This window comes from Thermoanaerobacterium sp. CMT5567-10 (genome assembly GCF_030534315.2).
Lineage (GTDB): Bacteria > Bacillota > Thermoanaerobacteria > Thermoanaerobacterales > Thermoanaerobacteraceae > Thermoanaerobacterium.
This window is the reverse complement of record NZ_CP130558.2, coordinates 187,732-204,484: the sequence shown is the minus strand read 5'-3', so window position 1 is coordinate 204,484 and position 16,753 is coordinate 187,732. Positions and strand designations below refer to the sequence as shown.

Sequence of the window (16,753 nt, the reverse complement as noted above, 5' to 3'; positions counted from 1 at the left end):
AACACTCATTAGAAGCAAAAGCTGAACAGTTATGATATTTGATAGTGTTGAATAAAAATGTTATAATCAATATCGACATGAAGTGGTGCAGTATCCTAGTCGGTATTGTTAATTCTGAAGACGGGCCTAAAAATCCGTTAAAGGCATATCGATGAAGTTCCTGGTGCTGGCTTTTGATGCCCAATCGAGGGCTCGTGCTGGGAGTTAAGAAAAGAGGGGCAACCTGCAATGGCATGTGGGCATTGACCCCCTTTTCGTGGAGACCTATTCACGTGGCATGATGCTACGGTATAGGGTGAACCTACCATGCGGTAATAAAGCTGTGGGTAGTGTAGCCTGCCTTGAGTGATTAAGGTGGTTATCAGACTGAACTTTAACTTAACGAGCTCTTAAGTTAAAGCTATTGCTGATGAAACCTTAATTGCAAAAGAGGATAAGAATTAACAAACCGTCGAGGAAAGCTCCTAGGCTGCTCGAAGGAGGCATATTGAGGATTACAGTGTGGACTAAGTGGTAATCCAGTTCTACCATTGGCGACAAGGTAGATTCAGGCTTAAAGGGAAACCGCCAATTGGCGACAGTTGGTGCCTGAATGGGAAATCCTGCTGGACCTAAGCCACAAAATTTACTCAATATGCTACCACTTCAATACATAGGGAGGATTTTTTTAATGCGCTCGAAAAAACTTAATATAAATTATAAATGGACTATAAATGCTTTTATTTTTAGCTTTGTATTGGCAGTTATTATGAATTTTTCTTCAGATATATTATTGAAAAAAAGCAATATAATAATTGCTTTTTTTGTATTATTAGTTATAGTATTTACAGGAATTTTATTTGATATTATAGGTATTGCTGTGGCAACTGGATTTGAAGAGCCCTTTCATTCGATGGCGTCAAATAAAGTTTTTGGTGCAAAACAATCTATCAAATTGATACGAAATGCAGATATTGTTTCAAATTTTTGCAATGATATAATCGGCGATATATGCGGAATTGTGTCTGGGGCTGCTTTAACCAGTATTATTACAAAATTATCTTTGTCTGATGCAAGAAGTACTGTATACGCAACTATATTTGGAGGGATATTATCTGCTGTAACAATTGGGGGTAAAGCTTTAGGGAAAAATTTTGGTATGCATGAGAGCCAGTCTATCATATTTGCTGTTGGTATATTTCTAGCCTGGATTGAAAAATATACAGGTATAGATTTTTTTTCTTCTAATTCTAAGAGAAATAAAACTAGAAAGTGAGTGGGCGAAATGCTCGAAAGAATTAATACACCAAATGATATTAAAAAATTCAGTTTAGCTGAACTAGAAGATTTATCAAAAGAGATACGTAGTTTTTTAATAAAACAAATATCAAAAACAGGTGGACATCTTGCATCAAATCTTGGAGTTGTTGAGTTAACAATTGCACTTCATTATGTATTTGATTCACCTACAGATAAAATTATTTGGGATGTTGGTCACCAGAGCTATGTACATAAGATTTTAACTGGAAGGCGTAATTTATTTGGTGGGTTAAGAAAATTTGGAGGATTATCAGGATTTCCAAAAAGAAACGAAAGTGTACATGATATATTTGAGACAGGCCACAGCAGTACATCTATATCTGCCGCTTTAGGAATAGCAAAAGCGAGGGATCTAAATAAAGAGAAATATTCTGTAATATCTGTTATTGGAGATGGGGCACTTACTGGTGGCATGGCTTTTGAGGCTTTAAACGATGCTGGCAGGTCAAAAACTAATCTAATCGTAATATTGAATCACAATGAAATGTCAATATCAAAAAACGTTGGAAGTCTTTCGCTGTATTTAAGCAAATTGAGAACGGATCCCAATTATTTTAAGTTAAAACGGGATTTGGAAAATATATTAAATTTGATACCGCCAATAGGCAAAAGCATTCACAAGTCTATAGAGAAGATTAAAGATTCCATAAAACAATTGTTTGTCCCCGGTATGTTTTTTGAAGAGATGGGATTTACATATTTAGGACCTATTGATGGCCATGATATTGATTCTCTAATTGACGTATTAAAAAGGGCAAAAAAAATGGAAGGGCCGATATTTATACATGTAATAACAAAGAAAGGCAAAGGCTATGAGTTTGCTGAAAAAAACCCTGATAAATTTCATTCAGCAGCTCCATTTAATATTATTACAGGTGAGTTTAGGAAGAAAAATTATGATACATATTCTGATGTATTTGGTAAAACTTTAACAGATTTGGCTACGAAAAATGATAAGATTGTAGCGATAACCGCTGCAATGCCTGACGGTACGGGATTAAGCTATTTTGCTAAAAAATTTCCCAATAGATTTTATGATGTAGGAATTGCAGAGCAACATGCAGCCACATTCGCAGCAGGTATGGCCATCAATGGTTATAAGCCATATTTTGCTGTATATTCAACGTTTTTGCAAAGAGCATTTGACCAAGTAATACATGATATATGTATACAAAATTTGCCTGTAGTTTTGGCGATAGATAGAGCAGGTCTTGTTGGAGAAGATGGTGAAACACATCAAGGTGTGTTTGATGTTTCATTTCTAAGGATGATACCGAACATGACTATTATGGCCCCTAAAGATGCCAATGAATTTGTTGAAATGATTAAATTATCAAGTATGATGCAGGGACCTTGTGCAATAAGGTATCCAAAAGGAAATGCAGGTGACTATGATGCAAAAAGAAAAGTGAGTTTTAAAATAGGCAAAGCTGAAGTTATACAGGAAGGTAGTAATGTGGCTATTTTTGCACTTGGTAGGATGGTTAACGTTGCAATAGATGCTATAGATAAACTTCAAAAAAATTCTGTAAATCCATATCTAGTAAATTTAAGATTTGCAAAGCCCCTTGATGTTGAGACGATATTGAAGATTTCAGAAAAAGTTGATTATATATTTACTGTTGAAGATAATGTAATAGTAGGCGGAGTAGGTAGTGCCATATTAGAACTTTTAAGCGATAACAATATTTATAAAAAGTTCTATAGATTTGGTTTTCCAGACAAATTTATTGAGCATGGCGATGTGGGTAGTCTATTTAAAAAGTATGGATTAGATAGTGATTCTCTGGCAGAAAAAATTATTGAATTGGTGATATCATGAAAGGGAAAGAAAGAGCAGATATATTATTAGTAAGTAAAGGCTTTTTTACATCTCGAGAAAAGGCTAAGGCTTCAATTATGGCAGGAGAAATATTTGCAGATGGCAAAAGGGTAGATAAGGCTGGAGATTTGATTAGTGTTAATTCAAAACTGGAAGTAAAAGGTAAACCCAACCCTTATGTTAGTCGTGGAGGCTTAAAACTTGAGAAAGCGATAAAATATTTTAAAATTGATGTAAAAGATAAAATCGCAATGGATGTTGGAGCATCTACTGGTGGGTTTACAGATTGTTTATTAAAAAATGGAGCTAAAAAGGTATATGCTATTGATGTTGGATATGGTCAGCTAGACTGGAACTTAAGAAATGATAAACGTGTTATAAACATGGAAAGAACTAATATACGTTATCTTAATGATTTACCTGATGTTGTCGATATAGTGACTATAGATGTGTCTTTTATATCACTTGCAATTGTAATACCATCAGTTAAGAAATTTTTAAAAGACGGTGGTGAATTGATATCCCTCATTAAACCTCAATTTGAAGCAGGGAGAGAAAAAGTTGGTAAAAATGGTGTTGTTAAGGATAAAAATGTCCATATAGAAGTTATAAAAAAAGTTATAGATGTATTAGAAAGACTATCGTTTGGTATACATGGAATTACTTTTTCTCCTATAAAAGGCCCAGAGGGAAATATTGAGTATTTAATTTATGCAAAAAATAATGATACTAATTTCATTGAAATTGATGTTGAAAAATTAGTAGAAATGTCGCATGATGTACTTAATAAAAATAAAAAGTTATAAAAAGAAGGATATTTAAAAGTTTTGTAGAATTATGAATTTAAGTTTTTAAATATGTGGTGATGGAATGAAAAATATTTGTGTTATACCTAATGTACACAAAGACAAAAACTTAAGGATGACCCAAAATCTTGTCAGTTGGATTATTGAACATGGTAATAATCCCGTTTTAAATGAAGTTATTGCATCGAAAATTGGTTATGACGAATATGGAAAAAATACTTCAGAAATTTTTGAAATCAGTGATTTCATTGTAGCTTTGGGTGGCGATGGTACGATTTTAAACGTTGCCAGACAATGTGCATCATTTTCGACTCCAATTCTCGGCGTTAATTTAGGGCATCTGGGATTTTTAGCAGAGGTTGACAATGAAAATATATATGAAGCTGTGGAAAAGATAATCAAAGGTGAATTTTCAATTGATAAAAGGATGATGTTGGAAGCAAGTGTTGTTAAAGATAATATGGAGGTAGTTAATTTTATTGCTTTAAATGATATTGTTGTAACTAGGGGTTCTTTTTCGAGGATGGTAAAATTAAAAGTATTTGTAAATGAACAATATGTCAATACTTATTTGGCTGACGGAATTATTATATCCAGCCCAACAGGTTCGACTGCGTATTCTTTATCTGCAGGAGGACCTATTGTGTATCCAAACCTAGAATTGTTTGTCATAACGCCAATATGTCCTCATACATTGCATTCGCGCTCAATAATTGTATCAGAAAAAGATAGAATAAAGCTTGTAATAGTGGGAGAGAATCAAGATGTAATGATAACAACCGATGGACAGCAAGGTTATAAACTAGACAGTGGTGATAATATTTATATAAGAAAGAGTAATAAATATACTAATTTGATACGACTTAAAAACACAAATTTTTTCGATTTATTGCGTAGCAAATTATCAGAAAGAAATATTAACACATGACGAGGAGTGTTAGAATGATGAAATTAGCTAGACACGCAAAAATTCTTGAGATAATAAGCAAAAATGAAATTGAAACTCAGGAAGAGCTGGCTGATGCTCTTCAAAAAGAAGGGATAAAAGTAACTCAAGCGACAGTATCCCGTGATATTAAAGAATTGAGGCTTATAAAAGTATTGAGCGCTGATGGTAAAAAATATAAGTATGCATCTATGAAAAATCCGGATAATAAAGTTACTGACAAATTAGTTGCACTTTTGTCTGGAATTGTAAGCATAGATTATGCCGGAAACACAATAGTCATTAAGACACTTTCCGGCACGGCACCTGCGGCTGCGGAAGCATTGGATACATTAAACTGGAATGAAGTTGTGGGAACACTTGCTGGTGACAATACCATATTTATGTTAGTAAGATCGGAAGATTCCGTAAAAGAAATTATTGATAGAATTAATGAGTTAATTAAATGAATAGTTTTTGAGGGGGATTATGATGATCCTTGCACTGAGCATAAAAAATATAGCGCTAATTGAAGAAGCTGAGATAAAATTTGAAGATGGTTTAAACATACTTACTGGAGAAACAGGTGCCGGTAAATCTATTGTTATTGATTCAATGATGCTTTTGCTAGGTGGAAGGGCAAATAAAGACATAATACGGAATGGTACTCAAAAGGCGACTGTGGAAGGTATATTTTTAATAAATTCCCACAGGGACTTAATACATAACATTCTTGATGAAGCTGGTATCGAATATGAGGAAGATGATACTCTGATAATAAGTAGAGATATAACTGAAAATGGAAGAAATTATTGCAGAGTTAATGGCAGAATTGTTCCATTATCTATTTTGAATAAACTTGGAACGTATTTAGTAGACATTTTAGGGCAGCATGAGCACCAGTTTCTTCTTGATAACAGTAAACATATGGCGATATTAGATAATTTTCAAGATAAAAATTTTTTTAAGACAAAAAATATTATTAAGGATTTGCTGGGGAAATATAATTCTTTAAATAATAAATTAAAAGAATTTAATTTGGATGATAAAGAAAAAATATCAAGAATAGATCTTCTAAAATATCAAATAAATGAAATTGAATCAGCTAACATCAAACCAGAAGAAGAGGATGATTTGATTGAAAAGCGCAATATATTGATAAACTCTGAAAAACTATTTAATTATATGAATGAGTCGTATAATTTACTTTACAAAGGTATAGAAGATAATACTTCTATCATTGATAATCTTAGTACTGTTTTAAAAAATTTAGATACTTCATCACGAATAGACAAAAAGCTTGAGAAGTTGAAAGATATGATTGAAAGTATTTTATATACATTGGAAGATTGTTCTTTACAAATAAGAGATTATGTAGAAAATATTGACTTTAATGCAGAAAATTTAAATGAAATAGAAAAAAGATTAGATTTGTTAAATAATCTTAAAAGAAAATATGGACGAACGATAGAAGAAATAATTAAATATAAAGAGGAAAAAAATAATGAATTGTTAAAATTGTTAGATGCGGAGAAAGAAATTAATAAAATAAATGAAGAAAAAGAAAAAATAATGGCTAAGATAAAGGAATTGTCTGATGAATTACATCTGAAAAGAAAAAATGTGGCAGATTTTCTAGAAAAGAAAGTCAGTACTGTATTAAGTGAGCTGAATATGCCTAATACAATATTCAAAGTTGATATCAGAAAGAAAGATGTACCAAACGAAAATGGAATGGACGATGTAGAATTTTTGATTTCAACTAACATTGGAGAACCATTAAAACCACTTGAAAAGATAGCATCTGGTGGTGAGTTATCTAGGATAATGCTGGCTCTTAAAACAATTTTAGCAGATTTTGATGGTATTTCAACGTTGATATTTGACGAAGTTGATACGGGAATTAGTGGTAAAGCGGCACAGGCAGTTGCAGAGAAAATGGCTTTAATATCAAGAAATCATCAAGTTATATGCGTTACACATTTGCCTCAAATAACATCTATGGCTGATGCACATTATAAAATTACAAAAGAAGTTAATAAAGATAAAACATATATAAAAATTGAAAAGCTTAATTACGAAGGAAAAATAAAAGAATTATCACGAATAATAAGCGGTTCAATTATGACAGATACGACTTATAATCATTCAAAAGAATTAATTGATTTGGCACAGAAATATAAAAATTCTATAAGTCAAAGATAGATATACGGGTTTAAGACCGTATTTTTTTATTTTTTGAAAAAAGTTATTAATTAACTTAGAAATCTAGCTTTTTATTGACAGTATATAAATCATATTAAAAGGTTAATTTAAACTTAGCAAAATTAAATGAGGGAGTGATTAAATTGAAATGGAATAAATTTAAATATTTAATTTTTATTTTTTATCGGCTTTAATAATATATGTTAATTATATACCAGCAATTAAAGGTATTTGCCAAACTCCCAATTATTTTAAAATTTTTGAAGGAGAAAAGGTAAATTTTAATTTTAATTTACCTCTTAAAGTCGGCTTTTATACAGACAAAAAAGGAATTGTTAAAATTATTAATAACGACAATAAAAATATCCTAAATTTGGGAAGACCATTTTATGTGGAAACATTAAATCGAGGAAAAGTAAATATAAATCTTAAACTATTTGGCATTTTGCCAATAAAAAATGTTTCTGTCGATGTTATACCAACGATAAATGTCATTCCAGGAGGGCAATCAATAGGAGTCAGACTCAATACAAAAGGAGCACTTGTAGTTGGATACGCAGATATAATAGGCACAGATGACAGAATTTATAGCCCGTATAGAGAGGGCAAAATACAAATAGGTGACATTATACTGGAGGTTAACAATATAAAGATTAGCTGTGCTGATGATATCACGAATATTATAAATAATCAAAAAGATTTGCCTGTAACTTTAAAGATAAATAGAAAAGGTAATATTGTATATGCTAAAATACACCCTGTGTTGGCTAAAGAAGATGAAAAATACAAGTTAGGATTGTGGGTGAGAGATCACACTGCTGGAATCGGAACACTAACATTTTATTCTGCAGATAAAAGATTTTATGCAGCTTTAGGGCATGCAATTACAGACATTGATACAGGAGATATATTATCTGTGAATAATGGCCAAGTGATGAAATCTAGAATAGTGTCTATAAGCAAGGGGAAAAGAAGCAGTCCTGGAGAGTTAAGGGGGATATTTTTAGAAGAGGTTGATAATATAGGAAATATTGAAAAGAATACTGAATATGGAATATACGGCAAAGTATATGATAGTATAAATGACATAGTTAGAAAACCGATACCAATAGGTTTTCAATCTCAAGTTAAAGAGGGCCCAGCAAAAATTTTAACGACAATTGATAATACAGGAGTTAAAGAATTTGATATACAAATTGTAAAAAAAGTTGAGCAGAAAAATCCAAATCAAAAAGGAATGATTATTAAAGTTATAGATAAAAATTTGCTAAATAAGACAGGGGGAATAGTACAGGGGATGAGTGGAAGCCCAATAATACAAAATGGAAAGCTTATTGGTGCAATAACACATGTATTTGTTAATGATCCTTCGAAAGGATATGCTGTCTATGCAGAATGGATGATAAATGAAATGAAAAATTTATAAAGTGACAAAAATGTATTTAATAATTAGGGGAAGAAAATTTTCCCTAATATTTTTATTGTTAAAAGAAGGAAATTAAATTTTTTTGTAGAATATTATAAAATAGATTTGTTTTTTATAAATAAAAAAGGATAAAAAAGGCATAAGGAGGGGCGTTTCTTGTTAAGAAAAATTAAACTAGGGATTTGTGATGATAATAAGGAATTTGTTAGTATCATGGTGGACTATTTATCGACGAAAGAAAATATCGAGATAATAGGCACATCGAATGACGGCAATCAAGCAATAAATTTAATACAAAATAATGAATTGGATTTATTAATTTTAGATATTATAATGCCGTATTTAGATGGTATTGGAGTATTAGAGAAACTAAATGAATTAAAAATTAAAAAGCCAAAAATATTAATACTTTCAGCAGTAGGACAAGAAAAAATTACACAGAGGGCAATAAGTCTTGGGGCAGATTATTATATTTTAAAACCATTTGATTTGGAGTTACTTTCAAAGAGAATAATAGAAATAATGGAATTTCAAACAGATGTGGTTACAAAAGCTATTATGCCAGTTATGGGAGAAAAAAGGTCAGCTGATTTGGAGACTTTGATTACACAGGTTATACATGATGTAGGGATTCCAGCTCATATCAAAGGCTATTTATACTTAAGAGACGCGATTACATTGGTTATTAATAATATTGAATATCTAAACTCAGTAACAAAATTGTTATACCCTAAAATAGCAGAAAAATATGAGACGACTCCCAGCAGAGTAGAACGAGCAATTAGACATGCGATTGAAGTTGCGTGGAGCAGGGGTAAAGTTGATGTTTTAAATGACTTATTTGGTTATACAATAAATGACGAAAAAGGTAAGCCAACAAATTCTGAGTTTATAGCACTTATCGCTGATAAATTAAGATTAAGTTTAAAGGTGAGTTAATAAAGTACGGTGATACTTTCACCGTATTTTATTGTTTTACCTTGTTTAAAATTGTGCTATAATAAACAAAGAATAAATGTATGGAGGTCAAACCATGCAAATTACAGGCACAGTTAAAATAGATAAAAAAACGAAAAATCTTGCGAAGCGTATAGGACCTGGCGAAATTGCTGTCATAGATCATGTAGATATTGATGAAATTGGTGCAGAATCTCTAATTGAAAAGAAAATTTTAGCAGTAATAAATGCAAATAAGTCAATAAGCGGCAGATATCCAAATTTAGGCCCATCGATTATAGATAAGGCTGGTATACCAATTATTGATGAAGTTGGTGAAGATATATTTGATTTATTGAAAGAAAATGACAGAATCACCATTATTGATAATGAAATATATAAGGATGGAAAATTAATAAAAAAAGGTAAATTATTGACGCACGATGTTATTAACTATAAAATGGAGGAATGTAAAGAAAATCTTGAGATAGAGCTAGATAAATTTATCGAAAACACACTTGAATATGCTAAAAAAGAAAAATCATTTATTTTAGGTAATATTGAGATACCCGATGTAAAAACAAAATTTAAAGATAGGCAGGCATTGGTTGTTGTTAGAGGCAAGGATTATAAAGAAGATTTATATACTATTAGACAGTATATAACTGATGTAAAACCGATTCTAATAGGTGTTGATGGTGGTGCTGATGCAATACTTGAATTTGGATTGACTCCTGATATTATAGTAGGCGATATGGATAGTGTTAGCGATAAAGCATTGAAACAAGCGAAAGAAATTGTAGTTCATGCATATCCTAATGGTAAATCTCCAGGATTAGAGAGAGTAAAGTCTTTAGGTCTTGATGCCTATATCTTTAAAGCTCCAGGAACAAGCGAAGATATTGCAATGCTTTTAGCATATGAAAAAGGAGCAGATTTAATAGTTGCAGTTGGCACACATTCAAGTATGATTGACTTTTTGGAAAAAGGGCGAAAGGGAATGTCCAGTACATTTCTTGTAAGGCTTAAAATAGGTTCTAAACTTATTGATGCAAAAGGTGTTAACAAGTTATATAGAGAGAATTTTAGGTTATCTTATGTTTTCAGCATTATTTTCGCAGCAATGGTTCCGCTCAGTGTAATAGCTTATTTTTCACCGCCTATGCAGCAGCTTTTAAAGTTGTTGCAATTGAGGATAAGGCTTTTAATAGGATTTTAGGAGGAGATTTATGAACGTTAATATTAGATACTATGTTTTAACGATAGCAGCAATTTTTATGGCATTAGGTATTGGTATATTTATAGGATTTATGCTTGACGGGCAAAAAGTTTTTTCAGAACAGCAGGATACAATTATAAATCAGTTGGAGCAAAAATTTAAAGATATTCAGACAGAAAATTCTAATTTAAAAGACAACGTTCAAAGCTTAAATAAACAGCTTGACTATATGAATCAGTACAATAAAATAGTATTTCCAGAACTTGTCAAAGGACGTTTAAATGGCGTAAAAGTAGCAATAATCGAAACGAATAATGATTTTATATATCCAGGTTTGCGAAATGCATTGATGAAAGCAGGTGCGACAATTAGTTCAATTACGATATTTAAAGATAATTTAAATGATTTAGATGAATCTGATAAAACAGATCTGCTTAACAACCTATCTAAATATGGAAATGTCGACAGCAATCATCTTATAGAATCTTTATCACAGAAATTAACAGATGTTATAATTTCGGGACAAGATGCTGAGCTAATAACATATCTGAAAGATAAAGGATATATTGATTTTACTGGAACACCTGGAAGTACGGATTTTATAGTGTTAGCGGGGGGTAGCAATCTTAAAAACAACAACTTAAATATAGTAGATATACCAATTATTAGGCAGGCTAAGATTTTAAATGTGCCAATTGTTGGAGTAGAGCAAAGTGATGTAAAATACTCTTATGTGGACGCGTATAGAAAACAGCATTTATCAACAGTTGACAATATAGATACAATTATAGGGCAAACTTCTTTAATAATGGTTATGCAAGGTAAGGATGGAAATTATGGAGTAAAACCAGGTGATACATCTATTATGCCAGATTCATTTATAGAACCAACACAGCAGAGTCAAAATAGTACTACAAATTCAAATGAGGTGAAATGATGGCCGTTAGTGTTTTGATACCTGCCTTTAATGAAAGCAATAGGATTGTTGACACGATAAGAGGGATGGAAAATATAGAAGAAATTGATGAGATCATAGTTGTAAATGATGGTTCAACTGATGATACTGCTGATAAGGCAAAAAAAGCTGGAGCAAAAATAGTCAATATTAAAAATAATTCAGGAAAGGGAAGGGCATTAAAAGAAGGATTAAAATATGTAAAAAATGATGTGGTTGCATTTATAGATGCAGATGTAGGTTTAACATCGAGGGAGGTAATAAAGCTTATTAAACCTGTCGTAGATGGGGAGGCGGATGTGACTGTTGCAAGGTTCCCAAAAGTCAAGGTAAAATCTGGCTTTGGTTTCGTCAAAAAACTTGCAAAATATGGAGTGAAATTACTGACAGGCTACGATTTTGACTCAACGCTTTCTGGTCAGAGGGTATTTAAAAAAGAAGTGCTTGATAAAATTAAGAGATTTTACAGCGGTTATGGAATAGAGGTTGGAATGACAATCGATATTTTAAATATGGGATATAAAATTAAAGAAGTTGATGTAGATATGACTCATTCTGTCACCTTAAGAGACATTAAAGGTTTTATTCATAGGGGTAGGCAGTTCATTGATATTTTAAAAGTGCTTTTAATAAAGGCTTTTTTTAAGGACAGGTGATAATGTGGCATCCTTATTCTTTTTGGCTATTTCTTTGTTATTTATGATAATAATTCAAAAATTTATTTTTCAAATATTAGACAAAGATGTTTGCTTAAAACCAAATTACAAGAAAATATTAATTCCTGTTTGTGGCGGCATTGCATTTGTACCAACAATTTTTGTCAGCAGTATGATTTTAACATTAATTGGTTTCAATGACAGCAAAATGCCTATTTATTTGCTTTCGATAATTTTGATGTCTTATGTTGGACTGATTGATGATTTGTTAGGAGATCGAAGCGTAACCGGATTAAAAGGACACATAAAATCATTGCTTCATCTTAAATTAACTACCGGTGGCCTAAAAGCGATAACTGGGTTGATTGTATCGTTATACATAAGTATAAATTTAAGCAACAGAATAATTGATATATTGGTAAATACGATAGTAATATCATTGTTTACTAATTTTTTAAATTTACTCGATTTAAGACCAGGAAGAGCATGTAAAGCATTTTTATTTTTCTCAATAATATTTTTGATAGCGGCTTCAAGAGGCCCACAGCTTTTGATGATAGTTTTAGGTTCAGTGTTGGCTTTTTTGCCGCTGGATTTAAAGGGAAAGATTATGCTTGGGGATACTGGTTCTAACATTCTAGGGCTTACGCTTGGTATATCAAGTATTTTATTGTTTGATTTTAATGTGAGATTAATTATAATGATATTCTTGATTTTAGTTCACATTGTTACTGAAAAATATTCTTTAACAAAAATAATCGAGGGGAATAGATTTTTAAATTTTTTAGATATGATTGGCAGAGGACGTGACTAATAAAATGATTTTTATCAATAAAGGGATTGTGAAAAATATTATATCAAAAAGAGATGATATCAGTTTTGTAGAAGTTGATGTATATGGAGTTACAACGAAAGCAATTAATTATAATGAGATTACTGGCGAAATAAATGTTGATGATGTAGTATATATAAATCAAACGGCGAGAAATTTAAATTTAGGCACAGGTGGCTATGATTTTGTAATTTTAAATACAAAATATGATAATCTTGATTTTCAAAAGATTGGACATATAATGAAATTGCGATATACCCCCATGCAGATTAATGTATTATCGGTGGAAGAACAAGATAGTCCGTATCATGATATCTTTAATAATTTTAAAGACTTAGGTGGCATGCCTGTAATCGTTGGTGAGCTTCATAGCATGTTGGCTCCAACAGCTGTAGTTTTGAAAAGATTGAAACCGGCGATAAAAATATCATACATAATGTCTGATTCGGCTTGTCTGCCAATTTCTTTCAGCAATACAGTTAGGTATTTAAAAGAAAAGAATATCATAGACAGTACAATTACTATGGGACATGCTTTTGGTGGTGATTTTGAGGCTGTCAATATTTATTCGTCATTGATATGTGCTAAAGAAATTGTAAAGAGTGATGTAGCAATAGTTGCTATGGGACCCGGCATAGTTGGAACGGGAACAAAGTATGGTTTTTCTGGAATAGATCAAGCTAGTATAATAGATGCAATAAACAAGCTGAAAGGTATCCCAATTTTGATACCACGAATTAGCTTTAATGATAAAAGAGAAAGACATATTGGTATAAGCCATCATACCGCTACTGTAATTGAGCTATTGAATAGTTCTTGCAACTTGACTATGCCTATATTAGATAATGAAAAACAATTGATTTTGGAAAAACAATTAAAAGAAAACCATGCATTTGATAAAGTTAATAAATATTTTATCGACTCTAAAATTACTAGTGATATTTTATTGGAAGTAAAAGATTTAAAGTTTACGACAATGGGAAGAACAATCAATGAGGAAAAAGAATTTTTTGATGCATGTGGTGCGGCCGCAATTTATTGTTCTAAATTACTTGGAATTAATTAATTCATTAAATGTTTTGTATTTTAGAGAAAGTTTATTGAGCAGCTTAATAAGCTCACAGAACTTCCCCTTGAAGTAAATTTTATTTTCATATATGATCATTAAATTCATCTCCTTTGTTTTCATATTATGCAATTTAAGCGAAAAATATTCTTTATAGAAAGGATGTATAAAATGGATTTAAATGAACCAACTAAAAATTCGAATACAATATTTTCTGGTAGAATAATAAATCTAAGGATTGATGATGTTGTATTGCCTAATGGAAAAGTTGCAAAAAGGGAGATAGTGGAACATGGGGGTGGCGTTTCTATATTGGCTATAAATAAAGATGGTAAAATAATAATGGTGAAGCAATATAGGAAGCCTGCCGAAAAAGTGCTGTTAGAGATACCAGCAGGGAAATTAGATATTGGAGAAAAACCTGATGAGTGTGCAAAAAGAGAACTGATGGAAGAAACAGGTTATATAGCAAAGGAACTGAAACATCTTTTTTCATTTTATCCATCTCCAGGTTTTTCTACTGAGGTTTTGCATTTATATTTAGCAGATGATTTAGAAAAAGGTATGCCTCATACGGACGCTGATGAATTTTTAGATGTTTATGAGTATAGCGTTGATGAGATAAAAGAAATGATTAAAAATGGTTTAATAGAGGATGCTAAAACTTTAATAGCACTTTTGTATTATATCAAATGAAAAGAGGTATTTGAATTGTACTACAATGCTGATTTACATGTTCATTTGGGAAGAACGAAAAGTGGAAAACCTGTTAAGATAACTGCATCGCCAAGTTTAACAGTAGAAAATATATTTGAAAAATGTATAGAAAAGGGTATAGATATTGTAGGAATCGTAGATTGTGCAGTACCTGAGATTTTGGATGAATTGGAGGATTTGGTTAAAAATGATGTACTAAGACAGTTAGATGGCGGAGGGCTTATATACAAAGATAAGATTGTTTTACAATTAGTAAGTGAGATAGAGGTCGGTGGTGAATTAGCGGGTTCACCACATTTATTATGTTTCTTAAAAGACATTGAATCAATGAGAGTTTTTTCTAATATATTGTCTAAGTATATCAATAATATAAACTTAAGTACACAGAAATGCAGGCTAAATAGCATAGAAATATTAAAGATAGTAAGAGATTTCGATGGATTTGTCGTGCCTGCTCATGTATTTACGCCGTATAAAAGTTATTATGGGAATACGACTGATAGATTAAGTCGTGTATTTGAAAAATATTATGATGAAATCTTTGCTATCGAGCTTGGTTTAAGTTCTGATACATATTTGGCTGATATGATCAGTGAATTAAGCTACAAAGTTTTTTTAAGCAATTCAGATGCTCATTCTCTGCAAAAAATAGGAAGAGAATTTAATGTTTTTGACTTACCAAGTCCTGACTTTAAAAGCGTAAAATTGACGCTTAAATCTAGAAGTGGCATCATAAGAAACTATGGTTTAAATCCTGCATTAGGTAAATATCACAGGACATTTTGCCTTGACTGCAGTAAAATTTCGAACACAAATCCTCCTATTCACAAATGCGCGTATTGCAACAGTGAAAATGTAGTATTTGGTGTTTTGGATCGAATATATGAAATAAAGGATCAAAAAATATTGCATCCTGCATTTAGACCGGAATATATCTATCAGATTCCACTGGAATTTATACCCGGAATTGGTCCTAAAACAGTGAAAAAGCTCTTGTATGAAGCTGGAAATGAGATATATGTTTTACATGAAGCACCTTTCGAACAATTAAGAAAATGTATAGGTGAAAAATTGGCAAAGAATATTGTAGATGCAAGATATGGAAATGTAAAAATAAAAGCAGGTGGTGGCGGCATTTATGGTAAAATAATTTAAGCTAGTCATATTGTCCTTCTTCAAAGCATAAATTTAAATATAATTTAAGGCAGGAGGAGGACGTTGCCTTGAAAGTTTTAAAAGAAAAAATTTCTAAACATATAAAAGATAATTCTATCCTATATATAATTATTTTAATGTCTTTTATGATTGGAATAGCGTCTGGCTCTTTTACAATAAATACATTAAATGATATACAGAAAGAAAATATGATGAAATATATAAATAATTTTTATGTGATAATTAGTCAAATGAAAATAATTCCTATTGAAATATTTAAACAATCTGTATTAAATAATTTTGAAACAACTTTCGTGCTTTGGCTGTTAGGGGCTACAATTATAGGAATTCCTTTTATATTTCTCGTTGTTGGTGTTAGGGGATTTTTATTAGGATTCTCTATTGGTTTTCTAATTAATCAATTGAAATACAAAGGCATAATATTTGCTTTAATTGCCATACTACCACAAAATATTTTAGTTTTAATTTCATTATTTTTTATTTCAGCAACCTGTATAAATTTTTCTATGTATATATTAAAAAACCGAAGATTTAATATTAATGATTTATTCTCTCAATTTGTCACATATACACTCATAATATATTCTGCTTTTTCATTAATGATAGTAGGTGGTGTATTTGAAGCTTATATAACACCAAATATTTTATATTTATTAAAAAATATTATTCAATTAAGATGAAGGAAAATTAAAAGTTTTGTTGAATATTTATTA

16 protein-coding genes are annotated in these 16,753 nt (G+C 31.1%); all 16 read left to right on the top strand.

The features are described 5' to 3' along the window. Positions 1–670: 670 nt before the first annotated feature. The 16 genes from Q2T46_RS01095 to spoIIM all read left to right on the top strand — a co-directional run bounded on the left by Q2T46_RS01095 (position 671) and on the right by spoIIM (position 16,720). Positions 671–1,255, top strand: a complete 585-nt coding sequence (locus Q2T46_RS01095) for a hypothetical protein (protein ID WP_303264627.1) — start codon at positions 671–673, stop codon at positions 1,253–1,255. A 9-nt stretch (positions 1,256–1,264) separates the two neighbouring features. Then, positions 1,265–3,121 carry a 1-deoxy-D-xylulose-5-phosphate synthase gene (dxs, locus tag Q2T46_RS01090; RefSeq protein WP_303264628.1) on the top strand — a complete coding sequence of 619 codons (1,857 nt, stop codon included), beginning with the start codon at positions 1,265–1,267 and terminating at the stop codon, positions 3,119–3,121. After that, positions 3,118–3,927 carry a TlyA family RNA methyltransferase gene (locus Q2T46_RS01085; RefSeq protein ID WP_303264629.1) on the top strand — a complete coding sequence of 270 codons (810 nt, stop codon included), beginning with the start codon at positions 3,118–3,120 and terminating at the stop codon, positions 3,925–3,927. Before dxs ends, Q2T46_RS01085 begins: the two co-directional genes overlap by 4 nt. Positions 3,928–3,991: 64 nt before the next feature. Further along, positions 3,992–4,855 carry an NAD(+)/NADH kinase gene (locus Q2T46_RS01080; RefSeq protein ID WP_303264630.1) on the top strand — a complete coding sequence of 288 codons (864 nt, stop codon included), beginning with the start codon at positions 3,992–3,994 and terminating at the stop codon, positions 4,853–4,855. 14 nt (positions 4,856–4,869) lie between these two features. Further along, complete coding sequence (locus Q2T46_RS01075; RefSeq protein ID WP_303264631.1) at positions 4,870–5,322, top strand: arginine repressor; 453 nt, start codon at positions 4,870–4,872, stop codon at positions 5,320–5,322. A 22-nt stretch (positions 5,323–5,344) separates the two neighbouring features. Next, positions 5,345–7,057, top strand: coding sequence for a DNA repair protein RecN (gene recN, locus Q2T46_RS01070; RefSeq protein WP_311062293.1), 1,713 nt, complete (start codon positions 5,345–5,347; stop codon positions 7,055–7,057). Between the two features lie 163 nt (positions 7,058–7,220). After that, the gene (gene spoIVB, locus Q2T46_RS01065; RefSeq protein WP_311062443.1) at positions 7,221–8,483 is read left to right on the top strand and encodes a SpoIVB peptidase; all 1,263 of its coding nucleotides are present in this window, start codon (positions 7,221–7,223) and stop codon (positions 8,481–8,483) included. Between the two features lie 213 nt (positions 8,484–8,696). Continuing rightward, positions 8,697–9,422 carry a sporulation transcription factor Spo0A gene (gene spo0A, locus Q2T46_RS01060; protein ID WP_398506846.1) on the top strand — a complete coding sequence of 242 codons (726 nt, stop codon included), beginning with the start codon at positions 8,697–8,699 and terminating at the stop codon, positions 9,420–9,422. 94 nt (positions 9,423–9,516) lie between these two features. After that, complete coding sequence (gene steA, locus Q2T46_RS01055) at positions 9,517–10,638, top strand: putative cytokinetic ring protein SteA (protein ID WP_303264633.1); 1,122 nt, start codon at positions 9,517–9,519, stop codon at positions 10,636–10,638. Positions 10,639–10,648: 10 nt separating this feature from the next. Further along, on the top strand, positions 10,649–11,575 hold the full coding sequence (locus tag Q2T46_RS01050; protein ID WP_303264634.1) for a copper transporter: 927 nt from the start codon (positions 10,649–10,651) through the stop codon (positions 11,573–11,575). Continuing rightward, positions 11,575–12,249, top strand: coding sequence for a glycosyltransferase family 2 protein (locus tag Q2T46_RS01045; protein WP_303265726.1), 675 nt, complete (start codon positions 11,575–11,577; stop codon positions 12,247–12,249). Before Q2T46_RS01050 ends, Q2T46_RS01045 begins: the two co-directional genes overlap by 1 nt. A 43-nt stretch (positions 12,250–12,292) precedes the next feature. Beyond that, positions 12,293–13,063: a UDP-N-acetylmuramyl pentapeptide phosphotransferase gene (locus Q2T46_RS01040; protein ID WP_311062292.1), complete on the top strand. Its 771-nt coding sequence runs from the start codon at positions 12,293–12,295 to the stop codon at positions 13,061–13,063. A 4-nt stretch (positions 13,064–13,067) separates the two neighbouring features. Continuing rightward, on the top strand, positions 13,068–14,147 hold the full coding sequence (locus tag Q2T46_RS01035) for a DUF3866 family protein (protein WP_303264636.1): 1,080 nt from the start codon (positions 13,068–13,070) through the stop codon (positions 14,145–14,147). Positions 14,148–14,318: 171 nt separating this feature from the next. Next, a complete protein-coding gene (locus Q2T46_RS01030; protein WP_303264637.1) occupies positions 14,319–14,843 on the top strand; it encodes an NUDIX hydrolase in 525 nt (174 codons plus the stop codon). A gap of 15 nt (positions 14,844–14,858) precedes the next feature. After that, complete coding sequence (locus Q2T46_RS01025) at positions 14,859–16,019, top strand: endonuclease Q family protein (protein ID WP_303264638.1); 1,161 nt, start codon at positions 14,859–14,861, stop codon at positions 16,017–16,019. 68 nt (positions 16,020–16,087) lie between these two features. Further along, positions 16,088–16,720, top strand: coding sequence for a stage II sporulation protein M (spoIIM, locus tag Q2T46_RS01020; protein ID WP_303264639.1), 633 nt, complete (start codon positions 16,088–16,090; stop codon positions 16,718–16,720). Positions 16,721–16,753: the final 33 nt, after the last annotated feature.